Below are 26452 nucleotides of genomic sequence, written 5' to 3' on the forward strand. Positions count from 1 at the left end.
GTGGAGTCCAGTCCGTGGATGCCCGTCAGTCCGTGCGGTGTGCACTGCGTGCACACGCACACGCCCCCGGTGTCCCGGCTGCGAGCGAGCGTGCGGCTCACGTCGTTCGCTGTCGTCGGCGTGACGATCCTGCTCTTCGGACTGCTGACCGTGGCGTGCCCGCGCGGGCTGCGCCACCGGTACTGGCGCGCCGGCGCCCGAGTGACGCTGCGCTCGATGGGGGTGCTGCTCGAGATCGACGATCGCCGTCCGTCACATGCGCCCCGGTTGCGCGGCGCGCTGATCGTCGCGAACCACATCTCTTATCTGGACATCGTCGCGATCGCATGTGTGGCGCCCGCGCGTTTCGTCGCCAAGAGCGAGGTGCTGGCGATGCCGGGCTTCGGCCCGATCGCCCGCCTGTTCGGAGTACTGGCGCATCGGCGCGGCGATCTGCGCCGGCTGCGGCCGATGATTGACAGGGTCGGCGGCATTCTCGACGCCGGGCGCCGTGTGGCCGTGTTCCCCGAGGGCACCACCTGGTGCGGAACCGCGTCCGGCCGATTCCGTCCGGCGTTCTTCCAAGCGGCCGTCGATGCCGGGGTTCCGATCCTGCCGGTCCGACTCTCGTACACCGATCGCGGTTCACGGACCACCATGCCGGGATTCCTGGGCGAAGACACCGTCGCAAGCACGCTGTCACGTATCGTGCGATCGCGCCATCTCACCGTCACGATCACGATCTTCGACCTGCAGATGCCTGCAGGGGATCGACGCGGTCTGGCGGCCGCGGCCCAGCGACTGATTCTGCCGGCGGAGCCGATCTCGGCGATGCGGGAACTGGACGTGGATCTGTCCGGTCAGCCGCCGGTGCCGACCGCGGCCTGACGCCGACGGGTCGGCAGCCGCATCGCCGGACGCACTGTGACCGCGGGGCCATGGGCGCGGCAAGGCGCTTCCAAGGACCGCCCCGGAACCTGTTCTCGTCAATCTCAACGAACGAGGTCAGGACTAATGGAACACATTGATCGAGTTTCCCGGCGCGGCCGGGACCTCTCCCAGACGATGACGACCGCGGTGGTCTGCGCCGCCACCGCGATGCTGATGCTCGACATCGCCGTGGTGAACACCGCCCTTCCCGCGATGGCGCGCGAGTTCGATGCCGGCATGGCCTCGCTCAAGTGGGTGGTCGACGGCTATACGCTCGCACTCGCGACTATCGTGCTCAGCGCCGGTGCATGGTCGGACCGCTACGGGCGACGACGGGTGTTCATCCTCGGCACCGTGGGATTCACCGGGGCGTCGATCCTCTGTGCGGCCGCTGTCGGCATGCCGATGCTGATCGTCGCCAGGGTGGTGCAGGGGCTGGCCGCCGCGCTGTTGTTCGCCTCGTCGCTCGCTCTGCTCGCCGGCGCGTTTCCCCGGCGGTCCGATCGGGCGCGGCCGCTCGCGGTGTACGGCGCGACCATCGGCGCGTCGTTCGCGGTCGGTCCGCTGCTCGGCGGTCTCCTCACCGAATTGCTCGCCTGGCGATCGATCTTTCTCATCAACGTGCCGGTCGGCCTCGTCATCCTGGCGGGGGTGCGCCACGTCGCGGAGTCGCGCAGCAGCGCGCCCCGACGCGGCGACCGCCGGGGACAACTCGCAGTGGTGATCGGACTGGCCGCGCTCACCTACGGCCTCGTCGAGGCGAACGAGCGGGGCTGGACCGATCGCGCGACGGTGGCCGCCTTCGCCGTCGCGGTAGCGGCTCTCGCAGGATTCATCAGTGTCGAAAGGAGAGTAGACCAGCCGATGCTGCCCCTGGCGATGTTCGCGAATCGCTCATTCGCCGGCGCACAGGTCGCGGTCTTCGCGATCTCGGCGTCGATGTTCGCGGTCTTCGTGTACGTCACTGTCTACTTGCAGGGTGTCCTCGGCATGTCGCCGATCGGCGCCGGGCTCGTGTATCTGCCGGGAACTGTGGTCATGCTGGCCGTCGCCGGTGTCACGGACCGTTTCCTGACCTCTGTTCCGCCCGGCCGGGCCCTCGCGCTCTCGCTGGTGGCGGTCGCGGTCGGGATGGCGATGATGACGCTCGGCGGTGTGCACAGCAGCGGTCTGGTGATGGTTCCCGGATTCGTCGTCGCGTGCATCGGCGCCGGGGTGTTCAATCCGGTGATGAGCGGTGTCGTGCTCAGTGAGAGCCACGGTGACGATGCCGGACTGGCCGCGGGAATCAACGACGCCTTTCGGCAGTCCGGGATCGCACTGGGTGTCGCTGCGCTGGGAGCCCTGTTCCCCGCGCGGTCCGTCCTGGCGGGCGGATCCCCGGCGGAATTCGTCGACGGTCTGCGGCTGGCACTGTGGGTGAGCTGTGGGACGGCTCTCGTGGGAGCGGCAGCGGCCGCAGTGTGGATCAGGCAGGCGCGATCGGATGCGACGCCTGCCGAAGCCGACGACCGCCCGCGCGTCGCATTCTAGAATCGACGGGATGAGCTGGGGCTGTGATGCTTGAGTACCGGGTGCTGGGGCCACTCGTCGTTCGGCGTGACGGCATGCCCGTCGACCCCGGGTCGCCCAAGCAGCGCGCGGTCCTCGCGGCGCTGCTGCTGGCCCGTGGCGCCGTCGTTTCGACCGATCGGCTGGTGCACGCGGTCTGGGGAGACGATCCGCCCGCGGCGGTGGCGACCAGTCTGCAGGCTTACATCTCGAATCTCCGCAGACTGCTGCGTGACGCATCCGGTGCGTCTCCGATCGAGCGGGTCAGTCCCGGCTACCGGTTGGCGGTGGGCCAGGATCGGTTCGATCTGCTGGAGTTCGGGCGACTGGCCGGCGAGGCGCGCGATGCGGTCGACGCGTTTGACTGGGAGACCGCGCTGTCTGCCTCGACAGCCGCTCTGGCGCTCTGGAGGGGGCCGTTGCTGGAGGAGTTCGAGGACCGCGATTGGATCGAAGTGGAGTCGACGGCGCCGACCGAGCTGCGGCGTGCGGCCACCGAGGCTCAGATCGCGGCGCTCCTTGCGCACGGCGATGTGGCGACCGCACTCGTCGCCGCGACTGAGTTGTGCCGCCAGGACCCGCTCCGGGAGCGGAGCGTCTGGCTGCGGATGGTCGCACTGTATCGCGACGGTCGGGCCGGGAGCGCTCTCGAAGCGTACGCGGCGTATGTCCGCGATCTCGACGTGGAACTCGGCCTCGACCCGAGCGCTGAACTGCGTGAGCTGCAGGGTGCGGTGCTCAGGCACGACCCCGAGCTGGCAGCCTGGCCGCTGACTCCTCGCTGGACCGGCGCCCGGCCGGTGTCGTCCCCGGAACCGCGAGCCGTCCAGCCCGTCGAGACGCAAGAGCTCGCGGGCGAGGTGGCCCGCGATATCGGGGCGCCGCTCGTCGGGAGGGAGGATGCGGTGCGCGTGCTCCGCGAATTGCGTACGGCGGGCACCGGCACCCGCTGGCTGATCCTGTCCGGACCCGCCGGCATCGGCAAGACTCGTCTGGCCGAGGAGGCGGTCCACCTCGCCGAGGCGGCGGGGGATCGGGCTGTGTGGGTGCGCTGCCCGGACACCGAGGGCGTTCCGGCATGGTGGCCCCTGCGCCAGCTCTGCCGCGCGTTGAACGCGGACACGGATCTGCTGACGGTCTCCGACGGCGCCGACGCCGACGCGGCCCGTTTCGAGGTCTACGACCGCGTGCAAGCCCTCCTCGAACACGAGAGCGCGACGAAACCGCTGACGATCGTCGTGGACGATGTCCAGTGGGCCGATGCGATGTCGCTGGGACTGCTCCGCTACCTTGCGCCGGTACTTCGGGATGCGCCGGTCACCGTCGTCCTGACACTGCGGGAGGAGGAGGCGACCGACGCCGCGCAGTCGCTCCGCGAGGCCGTCGCACGATCCGGCGGCCGACTGCTCGACGTGCCGGAGCTGTCGCGCGAGGCGGTCGGTGAGCTGGTGCGGGCGGTGGCGGACACCGATTTGTCGGCCGCCGAACTCGACCAGCTGGTGGCCCGGACCGGTGGCAATCCGCTGTATGTGACCGAGTATGCCCGGCTGCCGGAGGAACAGCGCCGCGACGTGATCCCGGCGGCGGTCAGATCGGTGCTCGGTCGCCGGCTGGCGACACTCGATCCGACCGTCCGCGAGGTCATCGGCCACGCCGCGGTGATCGGCGAGGAGATCGACATAGCGATGTTGTCGGAACTGACCTCCCGCAGCGTCGACGCGGTCGCCGACTGTCTCGACGAAGCCGCGGACGAGCGGATCGTCGTCCCCTTGCCGAGCAGCGGTGGACTGACCTTCGCCCACGCACTTCTGCGCGACGAGGCCGAGACGATGTTCGCGCCGCTGCGCCGTTGCCGGATCCATCTGCGGGCCGCCGAACTGCTCGCGGCGCGGAGCGGCCCGGAGATGAGCGCCCGCCGCGCAGCGCACCTGCTCGACGCGTTGCCGGTGGCCGAGGTGCCCGACGTGGTCGCCGCCTGCCGGGAGGCGGCGCACGATGCGGCGGTCCGCTGGGACTCGGAGAGCGCAGCGCACTGGCTCAGCCGCGCGCTCCGGACACACGAGACACTGGCGGGTCCGGAAGCGTCGGTCGACGAGCGGGACGCGCTGCTTACGGGCATGCTGCACGCGCAGGTCCGCGCCGGACGGGCTCAGCTCGTCCTGGACACGGTCGAGGCCATGCTGGTGCGGGCGATGCGTGACGGGAGCACTGTCACGGTAGGGCGTCTCGCGGGTGTTCTACTGCGTGCGGGCGGTGGTTGGCCGTGGATCTCGCCGACCGCCGAGACCGGGTCGCTGCACGAGGTCCTCACCGCAGCGGTCGACATCGTCGACGGCGACTCCATAGCATTGGTTCGAGTGCTGGGAGCGCTCGCGATCGGACACTGCTATCACCGGGACGCCTCGGTGCCTGCCGGGCTTCTGGAGCGAGCCGCCGAGGTGGCCGCTGCGGTCGGCGATCCCGATGTGATGGCCGACGCGATTCTCGCGCGCCTCATCACCTACTCCGGGGTCTCCGGACGCGCGGCCGAGCTGATCTCGCTGGCCGATGACCTGACCGCGCTGCCTCACGCGGATGCCGAACTCGACGAGGTGATCGCGGGTTCGGTCGTGACGATGGCCGCGATGACGCTCGGCGACATCCCGCAGACGAAGGCTCGTCTGCGTGCGGCGATCGCAGGCAGTGAGCGCATGCGACTGCCGGTCCTGCGCGCGCAACTGCGCTGGATGGAGGCCGCGCTGGCGGTCTGGCACGGCGACTTCGCGCTTGCCGAAGAGCACTTCCGGACCGCCCTCGCGGTCCATCGGCAGACGGAACTGTATGTTGCGGGCTCCGGGGCGCTCGCGCTGATGGCGACGGCGAATCAGCGGGGCGTGTTCGACGACGTCGTCGATGAGGTGCTCGGCACCGGCGGCGGGGACCGCATGGAATGGGTGCGGACCGTGATGTCCGCGGCGCCCGACAATCGGGTATCGACGCTGCTGGCCGCGGGTGTGGCGACCGTGGCCGTCGAGCACGGCGACGCCGCGCTGGTCCAGTCGATGATCGATCTCTGGCGCGCGGACGACCGCCCGATGATCTGGACGTCGCTCGCGCAGGCCGTGGTGCTGGCGAATCTCGTGGTCGAGGAGCGCTTCGTCGACGACGCGCGGGCGTTCATCGATGTGCTCGCCCCCTACGCGGGGCATATCGCCACGGTCGGTCAGGTCGGTTGCGTCGGCCCCGTCGACCTGGCGCTCGCCGGCCTCTACGACCTGATCGGTGACGATGCGGCCGCGGACGCGGCGCTGGGTCGCGCACGAGCGCTCTCGATCGCCGGGGACAGCCGGCCCGGGCTGCTGCGCTGCCGCCTCTTCGAAGCTCTGCGGGCACCTGACTCGGCCGACCGTGCGAGGGAGATCGCGGCGATCGCCGCGCAGGCCCGTGCGCTGGGCCTCCAGGCAGTAGTCGACGTCGCGCACGCCGCCGAGCGGCGGACGAGTGTGCCAAGGGCAGTCCAAGAAGGATGCAAGCGCACTGAGTGACAGTCGGTTCGGGACAGGTGCGGATCTCCGCGCCGCCGTGAACCGGGAGACATGCCATGACCTCACACGCCATCGATCGCGCCGACATCGCCGACCTACGAACGCGGGTACGCGGAGCGGTGCACCGGCCGTCGGACGACGGGTACGAGACGATCGGATTCAACGTCGCCGTGTCACGCCGCCCCTGGGCGGTCGTCGACGCTGCCGACGCCGCGGACATCGCCGCGGTGATGACGTTCGCGGGAGACAACGGGATGACTGTCGCCGTCCACTCGACCGGGCATGGCGCGATTCCCATCGACGGGCGGTCGCTGCTTGTACGCACCGGCGGTCTCGACACCCTGGAGATCGATCCCGCAGGGCGTACCGCGCGCGTCGGCGCCGGGGTGCGGTGGCAGCGGGTCCTCGACGAGTCCGCACCGCACGGTCTGGCCCCGCTGTGCGGGTCGGCACCATCTGTCGGCGTGATCGGATTCCTGACGGGCGGCGGCATCGGTCCGCTGGTGCGAACTGTCGGATCCTCCAGCGACCACGTCCGTTCGTTCGAGGTCGTGACCGGTGCCGGACGGGTGGTCCGGGCCTCGCCCGATGAGAACGCCGAGTTGTTCTGGGGGCTGCGGGGCGGCAAAGCGACTCTCGGTCTGGTCACCGAGGCGGTGATCGATCTGCTGCCGATCCCGGAACTGTACGCCGGTGCGATGTACTTCGACGGCGCCGACGCACCCGCGGTTCTGCGCGAATGGCGGACATGGAGTGCCTCGCTGCCGGTCGAGGCGAACACTTCCGTGGCACTGCTGCGACTGCCAGAGCTGCCGACGGTGCCGCCGGTGCTCGCCGGCCGCATGACGGTCGCCGTCCGCTACGCCGCGTTGACTTCGCGCGATGAGGCGCAGCGGCTTTTCGCGCCCATACGTGCGGTCGCGCCCCCGCTGCTCGATGCGGTCGGCACGATGCCCTACGCGGCGATCGGCGCGATCCACGCCGATCCCGCAGACCCGATGCCGGTCGCTGAGGACGGCTGCCTGCTGCGAGAACTCCCCGAAGAAGCGGTCGACGCGATCCTGGCCTCCGCCGGACCGGACGTCGAATCGCCTCTCCTCATGGTGGAACTGCGACTGCTCGGCGGCCGGTTCGCGCGGACGCCGCAGGTCGACAGCGCACTCTGTCACCGATCGGCGCCCCTGCATCTGTACACGGTCGGGATTCTGGCGCCGCCGATCGCGGAACAGGTTCCGGTCGCGGTCGCGGGACTGGTGGAGACCATGTCGGCGTACTCCGACGGATACCGGCTGCCGAACTTCACGGCGACCTCCGACGCCGGCGTGACGGCGCGTTGTTATGACGAGCAGACACGCGCCTGGCTGCGTGCGCTCGCCGGCCAATACGATCCGCGCGGCGTGCTCCGAGTCGGACAACTGGCCCGGTGATTTCCGGGCAGTGCGACGTGCGACTATCGTGGAGCGCGTCATGTCGCTGCCCTACCCTCCCGTCTACCTCGACAACGCCGCGTCCACCGCGCTAGTACCCGAAGCCGCCGCGGCGATGGCGGCGGCGTGGGCACACCCGGGGAACGCCTCCTCGCTGCACGGCTCCGGCCGGGCGGCCCGACGGATGCTGGAGGAATCGCGCGAGTCGATCGCCCGCGACCTGGGAGCCCGTCCGTCCGAGGTGATCTTCACCGGCGGCGGCACCGAATCCGACAATCTCGCGGTGAAGGGGATCTTCGAGGCGCGCCGCCGTGAGGACCCTCGGCGCCGCAAGATCGTCATCTCGGCGATCGAACACCACGCGGTTCTCGATCCGGCGCAGTGGCTCGCCGACGAGGCCGGCGCCGAACTCGTCGTGCTGCCGGTCGACGGTCACGGGTTCGTCAGTCCCGACTCGGTGCGCGCGGCGCTCGAGGAGCACGCCGGCGAGGTGGCGCTGATCTCGGTGATGTGGGCCAACAACGAGGTCGGGACGGTGCAGCCGATCGCCGAGATCGCCCGGCTCGGCGCCGAAGCCGGGATTCCGGTCCACTCGGACGCCGTAGCCGCCGTCGGCCACCTGCCGGTCGACTTCGCGGCGAGCGGGTTGTCGGCGATGACTGTCGCGGCACACAAGTTCGGCGGTCCGCAGGGGACCGGAGTGCTGGTGATCGGCCGTGACGTGGCCTGCGTGCCGCTGCTCCACGGCGGCGGTCACGAGCGTGACCTCCGGTCGGGGACCCCGGATGTCGCGTCGGCCGCGGGAATGGCGGCGGCCCTGCGGACGGCGGTCGCTGGATGCGACACCGATTCCCGGCGCGTCGCCGCCTTGCGCGACCGGCTCGCGGGAGTGCTGGGCGCCGTCGACGGTGTGCGGATCAACGGTGCGCTGCCCATCGAGCCCGACCTCGCGCTGCCGGGCGTGCTGCACGTGTCCATCGACGGGTGCGAGGGTGATTCGCTGCTCATGCTCCTCGACGCGAAGGGAGTGGAGTGCTCCACCGGATCGGCCTGCACCGCGGGTGTCGCGGCGGCCAGCCACGTGCTGCTGGCGATGGGTTTCGACACTGCGACCGCCCGCGGATCGCTCCGGTTCTCGCTGGGAACCGGCAATACGGAGGACGACGTCGACCTGGTCGGCGAGGTGATCGGCGAGGTGGTCGATCGTGCCCGGGCCGCCGGACTGCTGTCGGCGGTCGGAGCGTGGGCTGGAGGTGAGAGCTGATGCGGGTACTCGCAGCGATGAGCGGAGGGGTCGACTCGGCGGTCGCCGCTGCGCGTGCGGTGGACGCCGGTCATGAGGTGGTCGGAGTCCATCTGGCGTTGTCGACGGCGCCCGGTGCCCTGCGCACTGGTTCGCGCGGCTGCTGTTCGCGCGAGGACGCCGACGACGCCCGGCGCGCGGCCGACCTGCTCGGCATCCCGTTCTACGTGTGGGACTTCGCCGACCGTTTCAAAGAAGATGTGATCGACGAGTTCGTCGCCTCGTACGCGGCCGGTGAGACGCCGAACCCCTGCCTGTCGTGCAACGAGAAGATCAAGTTCGCGGCCTTGGCCGAACGCGCGGTCGCGCTGGGCTTCGACGCGCTCGCCACCGGGCACTACGCACGGTTGGCCGACGGCGAACTGCGCCGTGCCGTCGACGCCGACAAGGATCAGTCGTACGTGCTGGCCGTCCTGGACCACGAGCAGCTCTCGCGTGCCATGTTCCCGGTCGGTGACACCCCGAAGCCGCAGATCCGGGAGGAGGCCGAACGCCGCGGGCTCGCGGTCGCCGATAAGCCCGACTCCCACGACATCTGCTTCATTCCGAGTGGCGACACGCGAGCCTTCCTCGGCGCGCGGATCGGCGTGCGGCCCGGGGCCGTTGTCGACTCGGCGACGGGCGAGAGGCTGGCCGAGCACGACGGCGTCCACGGATTCACCATCGGTCAGCGCAAGGGCCTCGGGATCGAGGCGCCCGCCGCCGACGGCCGTCCGCGCTACGTGACGGGGATCGATCCGGAGAGCGGGACGGTGACGGTGGGCGCCGCGGCCGATCTCGAGGTCACCGCGATCACCGCGGGTAAGGCGGTGTGGACCTCCGGCCGCACCCCGGACGGCCCGGTGGAGTGCGTGGTGCAGGTGCGCGCGCACGGCGGACTCGCGCCCGCAGTCGCGACGCCGGTCGAGGGCCCCGACGGCCCCGGCATCCGGATCGATCTGCGCGAGCCGCTTCGCGGTGTGGCGCGTGGACAGGCGGCCGTGCTCTACGCTCCGGACGAGGTCGAAGGCGACCTGGTGATCGGCTGCGGCCGGATCACCGGCTCGGAGTGACAGCGCAGGCGGCCGGGACGGGGCTGCCGGCCGGAGTCGGCACCGGCGTCGGCTCCATGCCCGGCACCGATCCGTCCGAGGCGGTGCGCATCGCGAGCGGCGAACTCGATCTGCCGTTCCTTCCCGAACTCCCCGCGCGGGGAGTGGGAGCCGACATGATCGGCCGGACCGGCGCGTTGCTCGTCGACCTGCCGCTCGACATGGTGCATCACGCCTACCGGCTCACCGATCACCCCAACACCACCACGCGGCGCGCGCGGGACTGGCTGCGCTGGGACCTCGATGCTCTCGAGGAGCATTGGGAAGCCTCCGGGCTCGTCGGCTCCGGACGAACCGTGAAGGTGCAGGCGTGCGGGCCGCTGACCTTCGCCGCGAACGCCGAGCTGCGCGGAGGCCACAAGATCGTCAAGGACCGCGGTGCGGTTCGTGACATCGCGGCGTCGCTGACCGAGGGACTGCGCGGGCACGTCGCCGAGGTGACGCGACGGCTCGGCGCGAAGGTGCTGGTGCAGCTCGACGAACCCGACGTGGGGCGGGTGATCGATGGCACCGTCACCCCGCTGACCCGCCTCGACCCGATTCGGCCGATCCCGGCGCCCGACGCCGCCGAGTTGATGCAGGGCGTCGTCGACGGCCTCGACGTGCCCGTTCTTCTGCATTCGTGTCGACGCCCGCGGTGGGACCTGACCGATCGACTCGAGCGGGTCGCGCTGTCGATCGATCTGACGAGACTGCGACCGGACGCCGACTACGACCGGCTCGGAGCCTTCGTCGACAGCGACGGAGTGCTCGCTGCGGGGCTGGTTCCGGCCACCGAGCCGGAGGCCCCGGTCGACGCCGAGACGCTCGCCGGTCGTCTCACCGAACTGATCGACCGGATCGGCCTGCCGCGTCGGGTCTTGCGCGACAACATCCTGGTCACACCCGTATGCGGCCTCGCGGGGGCCACGGGATCGTGGGCGACGCGGGCCCTGTCGCTGTCGTCGGAGATCGCCGCGGGACTGGCCGCGGATCCGGACTACCGCTCCTCGTAGCGTCGTCGCGGCCCCGGCCGATCGGCGCCCGTTCCGGACGTCTCAGACGTCGCTCTCCAACTGTGCGACCGCGCGCTTGGGCGCCACCTGCCGGAAGCTGGCGTCGAGCAGTTCGGCCACCTCGTCCCAGTCCGAGTCGGCGGTCAGGTCGATGCCGAGCCATCCGTAGGCGCCGACGTACGCGGGGACGAAGAAGCGGGCGTCCTGGATGAGCGCCTCTCGCTCGAGCGGGTCGGGGATGAACAGGAGCGCGGTGTCGCGGCGGATCTTGGAGCCCTTCTCACCGCCGCCGTACATGGCGAACATCTTGCCGCAGCGAAAGGTCGGACGGCCGTGCGCAACCTTCTCGGTGGCTTCCGGGAGTGCCAGTGCCACGGTTCGGAGTCGTTGCAGGATCGGATCGTCGTCGGAGAACATGATGGGGTGCGGCATGCCGGTAAGCGTAGTGTCGGCGTTCGTCGGACGCGGCCATGTCGCAGGGCTCGGTTAACCTGAACGCGTGAGTGAGGGCGAGGGGACAGACACGGCGGGATCGGCCGCAGCGGAGGCGGGCGCCGATTGGGCGCGGGAGTGGGCGCTGCTCGCCGAGGAGGTTCGCGGGCATCAGTTCCGCTACTACGTCCAGGACGCGCCTGTGATCAGCGACGGAGAGTTCGACTCGCTGTTGCGCCGGCTGCAGGCACTCGAGGACGAGCATCCCGAACTGGCGGTGCCCGATTCGCCGACGAAGCTGGTCGGCGGCGGCTTCTCGACCGACTTCACCTCGGTCGACCATCTCGAACGGATGATGTCGCTCGACAACGTCTTCGATTACGACGAGATGCGCACCTGGGTCTCGCGTACCGAAGCCGAGATCGGCGCCGGGACCGAGTTCCTGTGCGAACTCAAGATCGACGGGGTAGCGCTCTCGCTGGTGTACGAGAAGGGCACGCTGGTCCGGGGAGTGACCCGGGGCGACGGCCGCACCGGCGAGGACGTGACACTCAACGCGCGCACCATCACCGACGTTCCGCACGATCTCGACGATTCGGTGCGCCCGGTGCCTGAACTCCTGGAGGTCCGCGGTGAGGTGTTCTTCCGAGTCGAAGACTTCCAGAATCTGAACGCCTCCCTCGTCGAAGAGGGGAAGCCGCCGTTCGCGAATCCGCGCAACTCGGCCGCCGGCTCTCTGCGCCAGAAGAATCCGCAGGTCACCGCGCGGCGCCGACTCCGGATGATCTGTCACGGGATCGGGAAGGTGGAGGGCTGGAGGCCCGAGTCGCTGCACGAGGCCTACCTCGCGCTGGGCGAGTGGGGGCTGCCAGTCTCCGACCACACGAAGAAGGTGACCGGGGCCGACGAGATCATCGAGGCGATCGCGTACTGGGGCGAGAACCGGCACTCGGTGGAACACGAGATCGACGGCCTCGTCGTCAAGGTGGACGATGTGACGCGCCAGCGCCGGCTGGGTGCGACTTCACGCGCACCGCGCTGGGCGATCGCGTACAAGTACCCGCCGGAAGAGGTCACGACCAAACTGCTCGACATCATGGTCGGCGTCGGACGGACGGGCCGCGTCACGCCGTGGGCGCTGATGGAACCGGTGCTGGTCGCGGGATCGACCGTCTCCCGCGCGACACTCCACAACGCCTTCGAGGTGAAGCGTAAAGGCGTCCTGATCGGCGACACCATCACCATTCGCAAGGCCGGCGACGTGATTCCCGAGGTGCTCGGTCCGGTCGTCGAACTGCGCGACGGTACCGAACGCGAGTTCGTGATGCCGACTCGATGCCCCGAGTGCGGAACCGAACTGGCCCCCGCGAAGGAGGGCGACAAGGACATCCGCTGTCCCAACCAGCGCTACTGCCCGGGACAACTGCGCGAACGGCTGTTCTATCTCGCGGGCCGCGGCGCATTCGACATCGAAGCGCTCGGATACGAAGGGGCGCAAGCACTTCTGTCGAGCGGCGTGCTGACCGACGAAGGCGACCTGTTCTCGCTCACTGCCGACGATCTGGTCAAGACCGACCTGTACACCACGAAGTCGGGTGCGCTCTCGGCCAACGGTCGGCGATTCCTGGACAACCTCGACAAGGCCAAGCGGGTCCCGCTGTGGCGGGTGATCGTCGCGCTGTCGATCCGCCACGTCGGGCCCACCCCGGCGCGGGCTCTGGCCACCGCTTTCGGCGACCTCGAAAGCATCCAGAACGCCTCCGTCGACGAGTTGGCGCAGGTGGACGGTCTCGGCCCCACGCGGGCGGCGAGCGTGCACGACTGGTTCGCCGTCGACTGGCACCGCGAGATCGTCGCCAAATGGCGTGCCGCGGGGGTGGCCATGGCCGATGAGCGGGACGAGTCGATCGAGCGGACGCTCGACGGCAAGACGATCGTGGTCACCGGTTCGCTCGTCGACTTCTCCCGCGACGGAGCCAAAGAGGCGATCATCGTGCGCGGCGGCAAGGCGTCGGGCTCGGTGTCGAAGAAGACCGACTACGTCGTGGTCGGCGACTCGCCCGGCAGCAAAGCCGCCAAGGCCGAAGAATTAGGCGTTCCGATCCTCGACGAGGACGGCTTCAAACAATTGCTGGCGACCGGGTCTGCGGGAGAGTCGGAGTCGGAGGACGATTGATGCGTGCGCCGTTTCGACTCGCGGAAGACCCCAGGTCCGTCGAGTGAGCCGGTGAGCGTAGCGAGCAGGCGCATCGAGACTGCGCATGCTGTTTCGACTCGCTGCGCTCGCGGAAGTTTCTAGGTTCGTCGAGTGAGCGTGTGAGCGTAGCGAGCGCGCGTATCGAGACTGCGCACGCTGTTTCGACTCGCTGCGCTCGCTCAACCAGCCTGGGGATTAGCCGAGGTTCGTCGAGTGAGCGTGTGAGCGTAGCGAGCAGGCGTATCGAGACTGCGCACGCTGTTTCGACTCGCTGCGCTCGCTCAACTGGCCTGGGAGGTGCTCGCTCAGCTGGCCGGGGAAGACCCAGGTTCGTCGAGTGAGCGTGTGAGCGTAGCGAGCGCGCGTATCGAGACTGCGCGTACTGTTTCGACTCGCTGCGCTCGCTCAACTGGCCTGGGAGGTGCTCGCTCAGCTGGCCGGGGAAGACCCAGGTTCGTCGAGTGAGCGTGTGAGCGTAGCGAGCAGGCGTATCGAGACTGCGCGTGTCGTTTCGACTCGCTGCGCTCGCTCAACCAGCCTTGGAGCGCTCGCTCAACCAGCCTTGGAGCGCTCGCTCAACCGCCCTGAGTGTTCGGCTTTCTCTTCAGGACGGTGGCGATGATGCCGGTCAGGTAGCCCAGGCGCGCGACTTCCGCGGGGCGGAAGTCGGGACCGCCGATCCGGCCGAGGAGCAGGGCCTTGCCGTCGTCGCCCAAGGGGGCGGCGGCCAGCCTGGTCCCCATGTCACGCCATCCCTGAGGGATCCATTCGGCTTCGGAGTCGAACGCCACCGCACGGTCGAGGGGCAACCAGTCGGCCGTCTCCAGGGCCGTCTCGGGGGCTCCCGAACTGCCGTAGAGGCGCAGCACGTCCGGACCGGGGCGGGAGATCACCATCGCCCACGACACGCGGAGCACACGGGGCGCGTAGTCGGCCAGCACCTGCAGGCGGTCCTTGCCGCCCGCGGCGACGAGGTCGATCAACTCGAGTTCCTGATGCGTGTCGAGGACCCCGTCGTGCGGACGGAGAGAGTCGACGTGCACGCCCGCGACCTTCTCCGCGGCGGTGATGAGGGTGTCGGGTAGCGCACCCGAGGGCAGGTCGACCACCAGGTCGTCGACGGCGTAGCCCTCGCCTCGCTCGATCACCTCGAGCGAGCGGATGTCGGCACCGACGGCGCCGAGTTGAACGGCGAGCATGCCGAGACTGCCGGGACGGTCGTTCAGCAGAACGCGAAGCAGATACGACACCGGAGTCAGCGCGGCTGCTGCTCGAGCGGACGCACACCCACAGCCGTGCCGTACGCGCACACCTCGACGCCGCCGGATCCGGCGTACTCATTCGTCTCGAAGCGGAATGCGAGAACCGCGTTGGCCCCCTTGCTCTGAGCTTCGGCGGCCAAGCGACTCAACGCTTCATGACGCGCCTCGTGCAGCAACTGGGTGATGCCCTTGAGTTCGCCACCGGCGATCGACTTGAAGCTGGCGCCGATGTTGGAACCGATGTGTCGCGACCGCACCGTGAGGCCGAACACCTCGCCGAACACGTGCTCGATCCGGTAGCCCGGCAGTTCGTTGGTGGTGACGATGATCATGTGTCCAAGTTAACCGGTGCGGTGCACTCCGGCCACTCCGCGATCATTCACCCGGAGCACACCTCCCGCGCGGGCTCGGTCCGAAGCGGCCGCATATCCTGGTAGGCAAGTCCCACTGTCCTGAGCTCGTGCGGTGTTCCGTGACGAGTGCGTGTGTAGAGAGGTCGACGATGTCCACCGATTCCCAGCCGGCGATCAGCCGGGACGAGGTCGCGCATCTCGCGCGACTGTCCCGCTTGGCGCTCGACGACGACGAACTCGACCGATACGCGGCGCAGCTCGACTCGATCCTGAGCCACGTCGCGCAGATCTCCGAGGTGGCCGCCGACGACGTGCCGCCCACCGCACATCCCGCCGAGTTGCGCGACGTGCTGCGCGAGGACGTCGTCGTCCCGAGCCTGACCGCAGAACAGGCGTTGTCGGGGGCGCCCGCCGTCGAACAGGAGCGCTTCGCCGTTCCGCAGATTCTGGGAGAGGAATGAGCGTGAGCGACACCCGCAGCGCGAACGAGATCACAGGCCTGTCCGCAGCCGACCTCGCGGGCAAGATCGCCGCTCGCGAACTGTCGTCGGTCGAGGTAACCCGGGCACACCTCGACCGCATCGAGCAGATCGACGGACAGCTGGGCGCATTCCTGCACGTCGGCGGCGACGAAGCGCTCGCCGCGGCGGAGGCGGCCGACCAGGCGATCGCTTCGGGTGAGGCGCCGTCCGCTCTGGCCGGCGTCCCGATCGCGCTCAAGGACGTCTTCACCACCGTCGACGCCCCGACCACCTGTGGGTCCAAGATCCTCGAAGGATGGGTCTCGCCGTACGACGCGACCGTCACGGCCAAGCTCCGTGCCGCGGGCATCCCGATCCTCGGCAAGACGAACATGGACGAGTTCGCGATGGGCTCGTCGACCGAGAACTCGGCCTACCAGGTGACCCGGAATCCGTGGGACACCACGCGTATTCCGGGCGGTTCGGGCGGCGGCAGCGCCGCGGCACTCGCCTCGTACCAGGCGCCGCTGGCCATCGGCACCGACACCGGCGGCTCGATCCGACAGCCGGCCTCGGTCACCGCGACCGTCGGCGTCAAGCCGACCTACGGAACCGTGTCGCGCTACGGACTCGTGGCGTGCGCGTCGTCGCTCGATCAGGGCGGCCCCTGCGGACGCACCGTGCTCGACACGGCGCTGCTGCACGAGGTGATCGCCGGGCACGATCCGCGCGACTCCACCTCCATCGACGCGGCGATTCCCGATGTCGTCGGCGCCGCGCGCGCCGGCGCGTCCGGCGACCTGTCGGGTGTGCGCATAGGCGTGGTGAAGCAGTTACAGGGCGAGGGCTACCAAGCCGGTGTGCTGGAGTCGTTCCAGGCGGCGTGCAAGCAGCTGACCGATCTCGGCGCGACGATCGTCGAGGTCGACTGCCCGCACTTCTCGTACGCGCTCGGCGCCTACTACCTGATCCTGCCGTCGGAGGTGTCGAGCAACCTGGCCCGCTTCGATGCGATGCGGTACGGGCTCCGGGTCGGCGACGACGGTTCGCACAGCGCCGACGAGGTCATGGCACTGACCCGCGAGGCCGGCTTCGGCCCGGAGGTCAAGCGCCGCATCATGATCGGGACGTACGCGCTGAGCTCCGGTTACTACGACGCGTTCTACGGTCAGGCGCAGAAGGTGCGCACGCTCATCGCTCGCGACTTCGCCGCGGCATACGAGGACGTCGACGTGCTGATCTCCCCGACCACCCCCACCACGCCGTTCAAGCTCGGAGAGAAGGTCGACGATCCGCTGTCGATGTATCTGTTCGACCTGTGCACGCTGCCGGTGAACCTGGCGGGCACCGCGGCGATGTCGGTTCCGTCGGGGGTCTCCTCCGACGACGGACTCCCGGTCGGCCTGCAGATCATGGCACCGGCACTGGCCGACGACCGGCTGTACCGGGTCGGTGCGGCCTACGAGGCGGCCCGCGGGCCGGTCGGCTGACAGCCTGCCGGCATGTTCCCGGCGGCGAGCCCCTGCTCGACGCCGTAACGGTGCCCGTGTCCCGCGGGAACCTTCAGTGAGCCCGCGAGGTCGAGGACGGTACCGACCATCGACACGACCGGCAGCCACGGCGGAGACTCGCTGTGGTGCCGGTCGTCGCCGTCTCCGGGAATGCGGTCGATCGGATGCCACAGCAGCGACGGAGCGAACCCGGGGACGGGATCGTCGGCGTTGGCCAGCACCACCCGCCGCTCGCACGGTGCGACCCGGTCGACCGACCCCGCCGGCGGCCCGGCGAGCACTGTCCCGGCGAGTTCGACCCCGGAGTCGTTCGCCCAGCGGCGCGCGGCGTCGGCTCCCACCGCTCCCAGGCTCTGCCCGGCGAGGTACACGCGGGGCCGCCGCGCTTCGGGCAGGCCCGAGATACGGGACCAGACGGCGTCGAGGACCGCGGACGCGGAGGTCCCCGCACGATCCGGGGAGGAGATGAACGCCCGCCACGACGCGACGTCGTCGTACTGCAGGGCGACGACCCGGACCGATCCGCCGAAGTACCCGGTGAAGCCGTCCACCGTTCCGGCGTCGATCCATCCCGAGCCGGTTGGCACGGCCACCACGACCGCGCGTGCCTCGCGACCGCCGTCGGCCACCCAGCGATCGGCCAGGCGCTCGGCGCGGTCCCGGACCGAGCCGGGTTCGCTCAGCGGGCTGTAGAGCATCACGGGGCGCTCGGGAACATCCGGTCCCGACGCCTGTGCGGGCGCGGGCAGCCCGATCGACGCCGCCGCGACCACCGCGACCATTCCGAAGCCGGCCCACACCCGTCCTGGGATCGCGACGACCGCGGCCGCGGCGGCGACCGGGATCGCGCACACGGCCAGGACCCACCCGGGGCCGATCGGCGGGGCACCCACCGCGGCCCGGACCGCCGACTCGTGACGCGCCGCGAGCCCGACGGCCGCACCGGCGACCACGAGCCCGGCGGCGAGGACGCCCCCAGAGACCGGGGCAGGTGGACGGTCACCGATCCGGTCTCGAAGCGCGCCGACGCCGGCACCGACGGCCATCCCGAGAAGAGTCAACGCGAGGCCGGCGACGGCGGCGACCAGCGCGGAGCGGGGGAGCATGCCGGGGGCGAGAGCCAGCAGGCGACCGGCGAGAGCGCCGGCGGCCACCGCGGGACGCACCCGCAGGCGGTTCATCGCAACCCCACTGTCTCTGCGGTTCGGGAGAGATAGCCGAGGACGATCGTGCCGCCCGACTCGCGCACCGGCGGGCCCGAATGCTGCCGCCAGGTGTTCACCGCCAGGCCGGTCCGCGCGGTCTCGGCGGCGGCGTGGCACAGCGGATCGTCGCAGACGGCGTGCATGTCGTCGATCAGTCGGCCGTCGAGGGCGGTGCGAGCCCAGGCTCCCGCGGGCCGGCCGGTGGAATCGGAGTACCGGAGCAGGTCGTATCCGAGATCGTGCGCACGGCAGGCGTCGGTGAATCGGTCCGGCAACGGGACCGGCGAGGAACAGTCTCCGGCCGGGTTGAGGGGGCGGCCGTCGATCACCACCGGTCGATACCCGAGTCGTCGGGAGAAGTCGGCGGGCAGATCGCGCATGGCGTCGAGCGGACGGTCGCCGACCAGGTCCGCGATGGCGCGTTCGGCGGCTGTGGCCGGCCGGGCCGGGGGAGCGGCCCGATGCGAGTCCGCCAGCGCCGAGCTGATCGGCAGCAGCCCGAGGACTCCGACGGTCAACGCCGCGCCGGTCGAGAGCCGGACGACCCACCGGCGGATACCTTGTCGCCCAGGGGAATCGGCTGAGTCAGCGGAGGTGTTCGAGGTCATGTCCCGAACGCTATGGCCGGGTGGCACCACACCGGATCGCTCGCAACGGGGGTCTTGCACCCCGCGCGCGAGAGTGAGACCGCAGGGAACCCTGCGACTGGGGAACCGGTCGGATCTCACTCTCGCGGGGGAGGTGGCGACCCGGCTCGGGCTCCTATCGTCGAACTGTGAAGTCTCCCTCTGCCGTCCGTCGCCGGACCGCCGCCGCGGTCGGGCGGGTCCGTGACCGGATCGCGCTCGACCGCATCAGCGACCCGGCGCTGCACCGATACCTGTCGCACTGGCGCAACTGGCTCGCCGCCCTGGCCGCGGTCAGCATGATCTCGGTGTGCTGGCCGGTGCTCGGCGAGGTCACTCGCCTGCCCGCGTTCCTCCTGCCCGCCTTCGCGATCCTCGGCTGCGGCGGCATCGCGCTCGTGTTCGCCGGCGAGGAGGCGGTCAGGTACGGCTGGGCGTCAACGGTCATCACCTCGGCCGTCGCGTCGTTGGTTCCCAACGACGGACCGTGGCCGATGCCGATCCCGTTGTTCCTGGCGCTGCTGGCGATGACCGTCGCGGCGCTGTGGACCCAGCCGCTCAAGCGGCTGCCAGTGGTGCTGGCCGCCGTCGCGGGCGCCTTCGTCGTCGGCTTGCCCTTCGATGCGCTGGTGGGCTGGATCTTCGGGCTGGTCGTCGTCGGCATGGCCGTCGCGTTCCTGCGCTACCGTGCTCGCTCGCAGCGCGAGATCGCGGAGCAGACCGAGGAGACCGAGGTGCTGCGAGCCCGAGAGGCCGTACTCGCCGAACGCTCACGCATCGCGCGCGACCTGCACGATATCGTCGCGCACCGCATGTCGATGGTGGTGGTGATGGCGCAGACCGCACCCTACCGGCTGGCCGCGGCCGCCGATGCCGAGGAGGTGGGGCCCGGGGCCAAGGCGGAGTTCGACGCGATCGCCGACGCCGCCCGCGAATCGCTCGACGAGGTGCGCCAGCTGCTGGGCGTGCTTCGCCCGCACGGCGACGCCGCGGACACCGCGGCGCTCGCTCCGGTCCAGGGCCTCGGCGACGTCCCCGAACTCATCGAGGGCGTGCAGGCGGTGGGCGTGGATGTGGAACTGACCGACACCTCCGACCATTCGTCGGTGGCGCAGACGGTCGGCGCTGCCGTGTATCGGATCGTTCAGGAGGCGGTCACGAACGCCACCCGCCATGCGCCCGGGGCGGCGATCGCGGTCCGCATCGAGGAGGATCCCGTGCACGAGGGGAGACTCGACGTCGAGATCGTGAACGGGTTGGCGACGCAGCCGCTCGGCGCGACCGTCGGCGGCGGGCACGGCATCCTGGGAATGACCGAACGCGCCCACGCCGTCGGCGGGAGTCTCACCGCGGCGGCGCGGCCGGGCGGCGGTTTCGCCGTCCGCGCATCTCTGCCGATCGGTCCGTCGGTGAGGGCGGTCGCGTGAAGCGCCCGGGCGTGAGCGCCGCGCCGCGGCCCGGCGCACTAGGCTGACCCTCGTGCCGACCACTGTCCTCATCGCCGACGACCAAGCGATGGTCCGCGCCGGTTTCGCGGCACTGCTGGGCGCCGCCGACGACATCACCGTGCTCGGGGACGCCGAGGACGGGCAGGTCGCCGTCGACCAGGTGCGCCGCCTCAAACCCGATGTGGTCCTGATGGACGTCCGGATGCCGCGACGCGACGGCTTGTGGGCCGCGGAGCAGATCATCTCCAGCGGGTCGGCCACCAGAGTCCTGATGCTGACGACCTTCGACATCGACGATTACGTGTACGCCGCCCTGCGGATCGGTGCGTCGGGCTTCCTGCTCAAGGACGCGCCGGCAGACGAGCTCGTGCGCGCGGTCCGAGTGGTGGCCGCTGGCGACGCGCTGTTGGCGCCCTCGGTCACCAGACGCCTGATCGAGCAGGTCACCTCCCGGACCACGCGCAAGGCCACCGCGGCCGCCGACTCGCTCACCCCGCGGGAACTCGAGGTGCTCCTGACCGTCGCCGACGGCAAGTCGAACGGTGAGATCGCCGCCGAACTGTTCGTCTCCGAACAGACGGTGAAGACCCATGTGAGCAACATGCTGGCCAAGCTGGGTCTGCGCGACCGCGCGCAAGCGGTGGTCTTCGCCTACGAGAACGGCCTGAAGTAGGAGGTCGATGCCGCGCACCGGTCCGGAACTGGCCGACGTGCTGCCACCGGGCACGGATCGTGTTGTGATGGACGCGAACCCGGTTTCCTTTCAGAGAGGGGTCGCACCCGATGGCGCGCTTCGGCATTCTGACATCCGGCGGAGACTGCCCCGGTCTCAACGCGGTGATCCGCGGAACCGTCCTGCAGGGCAGCACGGTCCACGATCAGGAGTTCGTGGGATTCAGAGACGGGTTCTGGGGGCTGGTGTACGGCGAGGCGATCGACCTCGACCGATCCGTGGTGCGAGGCATCTCCCAGCAGGGCGGCACCATTCTGGGAACCAGCCGCTTCGGTCCGTACACCGAACCCGACGGCGGGCCGGAGAACATCAAGCGGGCACTCCAGCGGATCGGGGTGGACGGCGTCATCGCCGTCGGCGGCGACGGGACCATGGCGGCCGCCAACAGACTGCTCGGCGACGGCATTCCGATCGTCGGCGTGCCCAAGACGATCGACAACGACCTGCAGGCGACGGACTACACTTTCGGTTTCAACACCGCGGTCGAGATCGCGACCGAGGCCGTCGACCGGCTGCGCACCACCGGCAATTCGCACAAGCGGTGCATGGTTCTGGAGGTGATGGGCAGGCACGCCGGATGGATCGCGATGTACGCGGGTGTCGCGGCCGGCGCCCACGCGATCCTCATTCCGGAGCAGCAGGAGTCGCTCGAGCAGATCTGCGAGTGGGTGGTCAGCGTCCGCGACCGTGGTCGTTCGCCGATGGTCGTCGTCGCCGAGGGCTTCATGCTGCCGGAGATGGAGCAGGCGCACTCGTACAAGGGCATGGACGAGTTCAACCGGCCGCGGCTGGGCGGGATCGGCGAGATCCTCGCGCCGCTCATCGAGGAACGGACCGGGATCGCCACACGCGCCACGGTGCTCGGCTACATCCAGCGCGGCGGTGTGCCCAGCGCATGGGACCGGGTCCTCGGCACCCGCTTCGGCCAGGCGGTGAGCGACCTCGTCGCGGACGCGGGGTGGGGGTCCATGGTGGCACTGCGCGGCACCGACATCGTCCGGGTCCCCTTCGAGGAGGCCGTGGGCCACACCAAGACGGTGCCGCTCGAGTACTACCGCGGAGCGCGCGCGATCTTCGGCTGAGGGCTAGCGGTTCTTCGGGATGATCGCCCAGAGCAGCAGGTACAGAAGCACCTGCGGGCCCGGGAGGATGATCGACGCGACGAAGGCGACGCGGACCCAAGTGGAGTCGATTCCGAAGTACTCGGCGATGCCGCCCGCGACACCGCCGATCATCTTGTCGGTGGTCGAGCGGGTGAGTCGTTTGGCGGGGCGGACGGGCTCGGCGTCGTACGCGTCGCCGGCTCCCGGAAGGGCTGGATCGGTCATGGTGTTCTCCTCGGTTCGGATCGGTCTCGGTTCGGGCGTCCGCCCGATGACTCGAACGTAGGCCCCGGCGGCGCTATCGGGCATCGGGAAGCACCCTGACTTCGGCCCCCAGATACGATGGGACGCATGAGTGCCGCTATCGACGAACTGATGGACTTCGACGACGTCATCGAGACTTACGACCCGGTCATGGGCATGGAGGTCCACGTCGAGCTCGGCACGGCGACCAAGATGTTCTGCGGTTGCCCGACCACGTTCGGCGGCGAGCCGAACACCCAGGTGTGCCCCGCCTGCCTGGGTCTGCCGGGGGCGCTTCCGGTCGCCAACGCGAAGGCCGTCGAATCCGCCGCGCGCATCGGCTTGGCGCTGAACTGCTCGATCCGGGAGTCGAGCGTGTTCGCGCGGAAGAACTACTTCTACCCGGACCAGCCGAAGAACTATCAGATCAGTCAGTACGACGAGCCGATCGCCTACGACGGCTACCTCGACGTGCTGCTGAGCGACGGCACCACCTGGCGGGTGGAGATCGAGCGCGCCCACATGGAGGAGGACACCGGTAAGTCGCTGCACATCGGCGGCGCCACCGGGCGCATCCACGGTGCCAGTCACTCGTTGCTCGACTACAACCGCGCGGGCGTCCCGCTCGTCGAGATCGTGACCCGCCCCATCGAGGGTGCGGGCGAGCGCGCACCGGAGGTGGCCCGCGCGTACGTGACCGCCCTGCGCGATCTGCTCAAGTCGCTCGACGTGTCCGACGTCCGCATGGACCAGGGATCGATGCGCTGCGACGTGAACCTGTCGCTGATGCCCAAGGGCGCCGCCGAGTTCGGCACCCGCACCGAGACCAAGAACGTCAACTCGCTCAAGTCGGTCGAGGCCGCGGTCCGGTTCGAGATGAGCCGGCAGGCCGCGATCCTGTCGGCCGGCGGCGAGATCATCCAGGAGACCAGGCACTTCCACGAGTCGGACGGAACCACGTCGGCGGGCCGTCGCAAGGAGACCGCCGAGGACTACCGTTACTTCCCGGAGCCGGACCTGCCCCCGGTGCTCGCGAGCCCGGAGTGGGTGGATTCGCTGCGCGCCACTCTGCCGGAGTTGCCGTGGATCCGCCGCGCCCGCATCCAGGAGGAGTGGGGCGTGTCCGACGAGGTGATGCGCGATCTGGTGAACGTCGGCGCCGTCGACCTCATCATCGAGACGGCCGAAGCGGGTGCCTCACCCGACGCCGCCCGCAGCTGGTGGGTGTCGTTCCTGGCCCAGCAGGCCAACACCCGCGAGATGGAGCTGGCGGAACTCGCCATCACTCCCAAGCAGGTCGCCGAGGTGATCGGCATGGTCGACGAGGGCAAGCTGACCAACAAACTGGCCCAGCAGGTGGTCGTCGCCGTGCTCGACGGTGAGGGCGAGCCCGCGCAGATCGTCGCCGATCGCGGTCTCGAGGTGGTCCGGGACGATTCCGCGCTGCAGAAGGCGGTCGACGAGGCACTCGCCGCGAACCCCGATATCGCCGACAAGATTCGCAGCGGCAAGGTGCAGGCGGCAGGCAAGATCGTCGGCGATGTCATGAAGGCGACCCGCGGTCAGGCCGACCCGGCCCGCGTCAAGGAACTGGTCCTCGCCGCGTGCGAGTGATGATGCGCGCGCTCAGGTGAGGTCTTCGCCGGCCTTCGGGAGGTAGATCGCGACGCGATCGTCGTAGCTCTTCACGTCCGCACCTCGGGTGGCCTTGTTGACGGTGGCCATCTGCGCCGCCCCCGCGACACTGGTCATGCGGCCCACCGCTCCGTACGACTTGCGGAAGTCCTGCGGGCTCGGCTTGCCGACCGATGTGCTTCCGGCGGCCGGCCGCATGAACGTGTCGAGCCGCTGTGCCTTGGCGATCGACACCGCTATCCAGTCCTTGCCGACGGCGCAGCCGCTCACCCCCGGCCGATCGGGCCAGCTCCACAGCGTCTGCAGACCGCGAGGGCCGACCAGGGAGAGCCGATCGCCCGGCGCGCCGCTGTCGGCGACGTACAGCTGGCCGTCGGAGCCCGGTGACGGGCAGAGCGCGACGTTCGACCCGAGCCCCGACGCACGGATGTCGGGCTTCGGGTCCGCGACGTTCGGGTCGATCGAGAAGATCTTGCCCGCGAGCGAGGCCGGGTTCGACGCGGCGGCCGGATCGCCCGCATCGCCGGTCGCGACGATGAGCTCGGTCGGCGACGCGAACGAGATCGATCCCATGTTGCCGGTCGCGCCCTTCGGGATACCGGTGAGAATCGGCTTCACCGACCCGGTGGGGGCGATCCGGACCACGCGATTGTCGGACCCGGTGGTGATCAGCGCGTAGATCAGCTGATCCTCGGCGTACGTGGGCGACATCTCGAAGTCGACGAGCCCGCCGTCGCCGGAGGCGTCCACCTCCACGCCGGCGACCGCACGCTGCGGACCGTACCGCTTGGACAGAATGATCTTGCCGGTGGTCCGTTCGGCGACGTACGTACTGCGTCCCGACGAGTCCGCGGGCCGCACACCTCCGGTGGACGCCAGACACGTGGCGATCACCGCCGGATCCGGGTCGACGCAGGGCCCGGTCGGCGGGGGACCGCCGCCCTGATCGTCCGACGGAGGCGCCGGAGGCTGCTCGGGGGCCTGCTGCATCGTGGGCGGCGCAGTGAAGGAACCCTGGTCGGCGGCCTGGTCCTCTTCGCTGAAGTTCACACACGACGTCGACGCCAATACGACGGCCACCGCGGACGCCGCGGCGAGCAGCGCGCGGCCGGCAGTCCGGGAGTGTGATGGCATTCCACCACTCTAACGATCGTTACCAAATCGTCGGGTGCCGCTCGGCCCTCACGCGGGCGCACGGCCATAGAGTCGGTAACCGTGAGTAGTTCCGATGACAAGCCAGGGACCGGAGGGGATCCGTCGGCTGCGGGCAGTCCGTACGATGAACCGACCGACGCCATCGAGCGACCTCGGGTGCGTCGGCCGAAGCCCGACAACGACAGCTTCTTCGACAGGCACGGCCGCCGGCCGGAGCCCGCGGTTCAGGATGCGATCGACGAGAAGGCCGCACGCGAGGAGGCCGTCGAACTCGACGAGTCGCCCACTGAGACGCTGCCGGTCACCGAGCCGACCGAACCCGTAGCCACGCTGCCCGACGGTTCACCGCCGGACGATGACGCGAAGACCGCGGTGATCATCAGTTCGGGGGGTGCCGCAGCCACGGAGAGCCCGATCAAGAAGAGCTCGTCGGACGAGCCGGTGCACACCGAGCCCTTCGTCGACGACGAGGACGACGGTGAGGACCCCGGCGAGCGCAGGGGATACGCGGAGCATCTCACCGAACCGCCGCTGCCTTACATCGAGCCGCAGCCCACCGCACCGCTGCTCGAGCCCGAAGACGACTACGTGGGGGCACCGCAGCCGCGCGACGAAGAGGAGTACGTCGCCCAGGCTCCGGAGCCGGTGATCCGGCGCGGAACGCTCGATCTCGGCTTGCTCATTCTGCGCGTGGTGGTGGGCGTGACGTTCACCCTGCACGGTCTCCAGAAGCTCACCGGCTGGTTGAACGGACCCGGGCCGGACGGCTTCGCGCAGTTCCTCGCCAACAAGCCGAATCCCGGCATCGGGTTCCACGACAACGCCACGACGGCGCTCTCACTCGTCGCCGGAGTCAGTGAGACCGCGGGCGGCATCCTGCTGATCCTGGGGCTGCTGACGCCGATCGCCGGGGCGGCGGTGCTGAGCAGCATCCTGGTGGCAGGCACCTACAAGGCGACGCTCGCCGGCGGCCTCTGGTTCTTCTCGGCCGACGGCGGAGGCAACGGGCTCGAACTGGAGATCGTGCTGGCCGCCGCGGCGGCGGCGCTGATCCTCACCGGGCCCGGCACCTACTCCTTCGACCGTCGCTGGGGATGGTCGCGCAGGCCGGCCTGGGGTTCGGCCGCCTGGTTCATCGTCGGCGTCGGCGTCGCCGTGGCCGTCTGGATCGTTTTCAACGGCACCAATCCGCTCGATTCGCCGGGGAACCCGACGTCCTGACGTACTCCTGAACTCATATGCCGTATTCCGTGGCCCGAATCGGGTCACGGAATACGGCATGAGTGCT

At 69.9% G+C, this 26452-nt stretch carries 22 protein-coding genes; 15 read left to right on the forward strand and 7 right to left on the reverse strand.

Going from position 1 to position 26452, the window contains the following annotated elements:
• Positions 1-18 precede the first annotated feature (18 nt).
• From GSI01S_RS07470 to GSI01S_RS07500, 7 genes are all read left to right on the forward strand, one after another.
• Positions 19-867, forward strand: a complete 849-nt coding sequence (locus GSI01S_RS07470) for a lysophospholipid acyltransferase family protein (protein WP_233500170.1) — start codon at positions 19-21, stop codon at positions 865-867.
• A gap of 126 nt (positions 868-993) precedes the next feature.
• Entirely contained in the window at positions 994-2442 is a 1449-nt protein-coding gene (locus GSI01S_RS07475) for an MFS transporter (protein WP_006895909.1), read from the forward strand.
• Positions 2443-2468: 26 nt separating this feature from the next.
• Positions 2469-5984 carry an ATP-binding protein gene (locus tag GSI01S_RS07480; RefSeq protein ID WP_039867170.1) on the forward strand — a complete coding sequence of 1172 codons (3516 nt, stop codon included), beginning with the start codon at positions 2469-2471 and terminating at the stop codon, positions 5982-5984.
• A 56-nt stretch (positions 5985-6040) separates the two neighbouring features.
• Positions 6041-7411, forward strand: a complete 1371-nt coding sequence (locus GSI01S_RS07485; protein WP_006895911.1) for an FAD-binding oxidoreductase — start codon at positions 6041-6043, stop codon at positions 7409-7411.
• A 40-nt stretch (positions 7412-7451) separates the two neighbouring features.
• On the forward strand, positions 7452-8675 hold the full coding sequence (locus tag GSI01S_RS07490) for a cysteine desulfurase family protein (RefSeq protein ID WP_039867229.1): 1224 nt from the start codon (positions 7452-7454) through the stop codon (positions 8673-8675).
• On the forward strand, positions 8675-9766 hold the full coding sequence (mnmA, locus tag GSI01S_RS07495) for a tRNA 2-thiouridine(34) synthase MnmA (protein ID WP_006895913.1): 1092 nt from the start codon (positions 8675-8677) through the stop codon (positions 9764-9766). Before GSI01S_RS07490 ends, mnmA begins: the two co-directional genes overlap by 1 nt.
• Positions 9763-10800: a uroporphyrinogen decarboxylase/cobalamine-independent methonine synthase family protein gene (locus GSI01S_RS07500; protein ID WP_006895914.1), complete on the forward strand. Its 1038-nt coding sequence runs from the start codon at positions 9763-9765 to the stop codon at positions 10798-10800. The genes mnmA and GSI01S_RS07500 overlap by 4 nt, the downstream gene beginning before the upstream one ends.
• A 42-nt stretch (positions 10801-10842) precedes the next feature.
• Here GSI01S_RS07500 and GSI01S_RS07505 read toward each other — a convergent pair whose 3' ends face one another.
• Positions 10843-11232, reverse strand: coding sequence for an MmcQ/YjbR family DNA-binding protein (locus tag GSI01S_RS07505; RefSeq protein WP_006895915.1), 390 nt, complete (start codon positions 11230-11232; stop codon positions 10843-10845).
• Positions 11233-11299: 67 nt separating this feature from the next.
• Here GSI01S_RS07505 and ligA point away from each other — a divergent pair, with 67 nt between their 5' ends.
• Positions 11300-13408: an NAD-dependent DNA ligase LigA gene (gene ligA / locus GSI01S_RS07510; RefSeq protein ID WP_006895916.1), complete on the forward strand. Its 2109-nt coding sequence runs from the start codon at positions 11300-11302 to the stop codon at positions 13406-13408.
• A gap of 596 nt (positions 13409-14004) precedes the next feature.
• On the opposite strand, the gene GSI01S_RS07515 is transcribed toward ligA, so the two are convergent.
• Both GSI01S_RS07515 and GSI01S_RS07520 read right to left on the reverse strand, forming a co-directional pair.
• Positions 14005-14679, reverse strand: coding sequence for an ACT domain-containing protein (locus GSI01S_RS07515; RefSeq protein ID WP_006895917.1), 675 nt, complete (start codon positions 14677-14679; stop codon positions 14005-14007).
• Between the two features lie 5 nt (positions 14680-14684).
• Positions 14685-15023 (reverse strand): YbjQ family protein, encoded by a 339-nt coding sequence (locus GSI01S_RS07520; protein ID WP_006895918.1) that lies wholly within the window; start codon positions 15021-15023, stop codon positions 14685-14687.
• Positions 15024-15193: 170 nt separating this feature from the next.
• Here GSI01S_RS07520 and gatC point away from each other — a divergent pair, with 170 nt between their 5' ends.
• Positions 15194-15505: an Asp-tRNA(Asn)/Glu-tRNA(Gln) amidotransferase subunit GatC gene (gene gatC / locus GSI01S_RS07525; protein WP_006895919.1), complete on the forward strand. Its 312-nt coding sequence runs from the start codon at positions 15194-15196 to the stop codon at positions 15503-15505.
• Positions 15502-16995 (forward strand): Asp-tRNA(Asn)/Glu-tRNA(Gln) amidotransferase subunit GatA, encoded by a 1494-nt coding sequence (gene gatA / locus GSI01S_RS07530; RefSeq protein ID WP_006895920.1) that lies wholly within the window; start codon positions 15502-15504, stop codon positions 16993-16995. The genes gatC and gatA overlap by 4 nt, the downstream gene beginning before the upstream one ends.
• Here gatA and GSI01S_RS07535 read toward each other — a convergent pair.
• Both GSI01S_RS07535 and GSI01S_RS07540 read right to left on the reverse strand, forming a co-directional pair.
• A complete protein-coding gene (locus GSI01S_RS07535) occupies positions 16965-18197 on the reverse strand; it encodes an alpha/beta-hydrolase family protein (RefSeq protein ID WP_006895921.1) in 1233 nt (410 codons plus the stop codon). The genes gatA and GSI01S_RS07535 overlap by 31 nt on opposite strands.
• Positions 18194-18829, reverse strand: a complete 636-nt coding sequence (locus GSI01S_RS07540; protein ID WP_081598084.1) for a hypothetical protein — start codon at positions 18827-18829, stop codon at positions 18194-18196. The genes GSI01S_RS07535 and GSI01S_RS07540 overlap by 4 nt, the downstream gene beginning before the upstream one ends.
• 167 nt (positions 18830-18996) lie before the next feature.
• Here GSI01S_RS07540 and GSI01S_RS07545 point away from each other — a divergent pair, with 167 nt between their 5' ends.
• The 3 genes from GSI01S_RS07545 to GSI01S_RS07555 all read left to right on the forward strand — a co-directional run bounded on the left by GSI01S_RS07545 (position 18997) and on the right by GSI01S_RS07555 (position 22110).
• Entirely contained in the window at positions 18997-20274 is a 1278-nt protein-coding gene (locus GSI01S_RS07545; protein ID WP_006895923.1) for a sensor histidine kinase, read from the forward strand.
• A 52-nt stretch (positions 20275-20326) separates the two neighbouring features.
• Entirely contained in the window at positions 20327-20968 is a 642-nt protein-coding gene (locus tag GSI01S_RS07550) for a response regulator (protein ID WP_006895924.1), read from the forward strand.
• A 110-nt stretch (positions 20969-21078) separates the two neighbouring features.
• Entirely contained in the window at positions 21079-22110 is a 1032-nt protein-coding gene (locus GSI01S_RS07555) for an ATP-dependent 6-phosphofructokinase (RefSeq protein ID WP_006895925.1), read from the forward strand.
• A 3-nt stretch (positions 22111-22113) separates the two neighbouring features.
• On the opposite strand, the gene GSI01S_RS07560 is transcribed toward GSI01S_RS07555, so the two are convergent.
• A complete protein-coding gene (locus GSI01S_RS07560; protein ID WP_006895926.1) occupies positions 22114-22356 on the reverse strand; it encodes a PspC domain-containing protein in 243 nt (80 codons plus the stop codon).
• Positions 22357-22482: 126 nt separating this feature from the next.
• Here GSI01S_RS07560 and gatB point away from each other — a divergent pair, with 126 nt between their 5' ends.
• On the forward strand, positions 22483-23988 hold the full coding sequence (gatB, locus tag GSI01S_RS07565; protein WP_006895927.1) for an Asp-tRNA(Asn)/Glu-tRNA(Gln) amidotransferase subunit GatB: 1506 nt from the start codon (positions 22483-22485) through the stop codon (positions 23986-23988).
• Positions 23989-24000: 12 nt separating this feature from the next.
• Here the strand turns inward: gatB and GSI01S_RS07570 are convergent, their stop codons facing one another.
• On the reverse strand, positions 24001-25143 hold the full coding sequence (locus tag GSI01S_RS07570; RefSeq protein ID WP_006895928.1) for a PQQ-dependent sugar dehydrogenase: 1143 nt from the start codon (positions 25141-25143) through the stop codon (positions 24001-24003).
• 81 nt (positions 25144-25224) lie between these two features.
• Here GSI01S_RS07570 and GSI01S_RS07575 point away from each other — a divergent pair, with 81 nt between their 5' ends.
• Positions 25225-26385 carry a DoxX family protein gene (locus GSI01S_RS07575; RefSeq protein ID WP_157225315.1) on the forward strand — a complete coding sequence of 387 codons (1161 nt, stop codon included), beginning with the start codon at positions 25225-25227 and terminating at the stop codon, positions 26383-26385.
• Positions 26386-26452 lie beyond the last annotated feature (67 nt).

Origin of the sequence: Gordonia sihwensis NBRC 108236, assembly GCF_000333035.1 — a bacterium.
Classification (GTDB): domain Bacteria; phylum Actinomycetota; class Actinomycetes; order Mycobacteriales; family Mycobacteriaceae; genus Gordonia; species Gordonia sihwensis.

Bases quoted from the DNA above. Each gene is read 5' to 3' on its own strand.
- GSI01S_RS07470 (WP_233500170.1), top strand. From the start codon at position 19: ATGCCCGTCAGTCCGTGCGGTGTGCACTGCGTGCACACGCACACGCCC.
- GSI01S_RS07475 (WP_006895909.1), top strand. From the start codon at position 994: ATGGAACACATTGATCGAGTTTCCCGGCGCGGCCGGGACCTCTCCCAG.
- GSI01S_RS07480 (WP_039867170.1), top strand. From the start codon at position 2,469: ATGCTTGAGTACCGGGTGCTGGGGCCACTCGTCGTTCGGCGTGACGGC.
- GSI01S_RS07485 (WP_006895911.1), top strand. From the start codon at position 6,041: ATGACCTCACACGCCATCGATCGCGCCGACATCGCCGACCTACGAACG.
- GSI01S_RS07490 (WP_039867229.1), top strand. From the start codon at position 7,452: ATGTCGCTGCCCTACCCTCCCGTCTACCTCGACAACGCCGCGTCCACC.
- mnmA (WP_006895913.1), top strand. From the start codon at position 8,675: ATGCGGGTACTCGCAGCGATGAGCGGAGGGGTCGACTCGGCGGTCGCC.
- GSI01S_RS07505 (WP_006895915.1), bottom strand. From the start codon at position 11,232: ATGCCGCACCCCATCATGTTCTCCGACGACGATCCGATCCTGCAACGA.
- GSI01S_RS07520 (WP_006895918.1), bottom strand. From the start codon at position 15,023: ATGATCATCGTCACCACCAACGAACTGCCGGGCTACCGGATCGAGCAC.
- gatC (WP_006895919.1), top strand. From the start codon at position 15,194: ATGTCCACCGATTCCCAGCCGGCGATCAGCCGGGACGAGGTCGCGCAT.
- gatA (WP_006895920.1), top strand. From the start codon at position 15,502: ATGAGCGTGAGCGACACCCGCAGCGCGAACGAGATCACAGGCCTGTCC.
- GSI01S_RS07535 (WP_006895921.1), bottom strand. From the start codon at position 18,197: ATGAACCGCCTGCGGGTGCGTCCCGCGGTGGCCGCCGGCGCTCTCGCC.
- GSI01S_RS07540 (WP_081598084.1), bottom strand. From the start codon at position 18,829: ATGACCTCGAACACCTCCGCTGACTCAGCCGATTCCCCTGGGCGACAA.
- GSI01S_RS07555 (WP_006895925.1), top strand. From the start codon at position 21,079: ATGGCGCGCTTCGGCATTCTGACATCCGGCGGAGACTGCCCCGGTCTC.
- GSI01S_RS07560 (WP_006895926.1), bottom strand. From the start codon at position 22,356: ATGACCGATCCAGCCCTTCCGGGAGCCGGCGACGCGTACGACGCCGAG.
- gatB (WP_006895927.1), top strand. From the start codon at position 22,483: ATGAGTGCCGCTATCGACGAACTGATGGACTTCGACGACGTCATCGAG.
- GSI01S_RS07570 (WP_006895928.1), bottom strand. From the start codon at position 25,143: ATGCCATCACACTCCCGGACTGCCGGCCGCGCGCTGCTCGCCGCGGCG.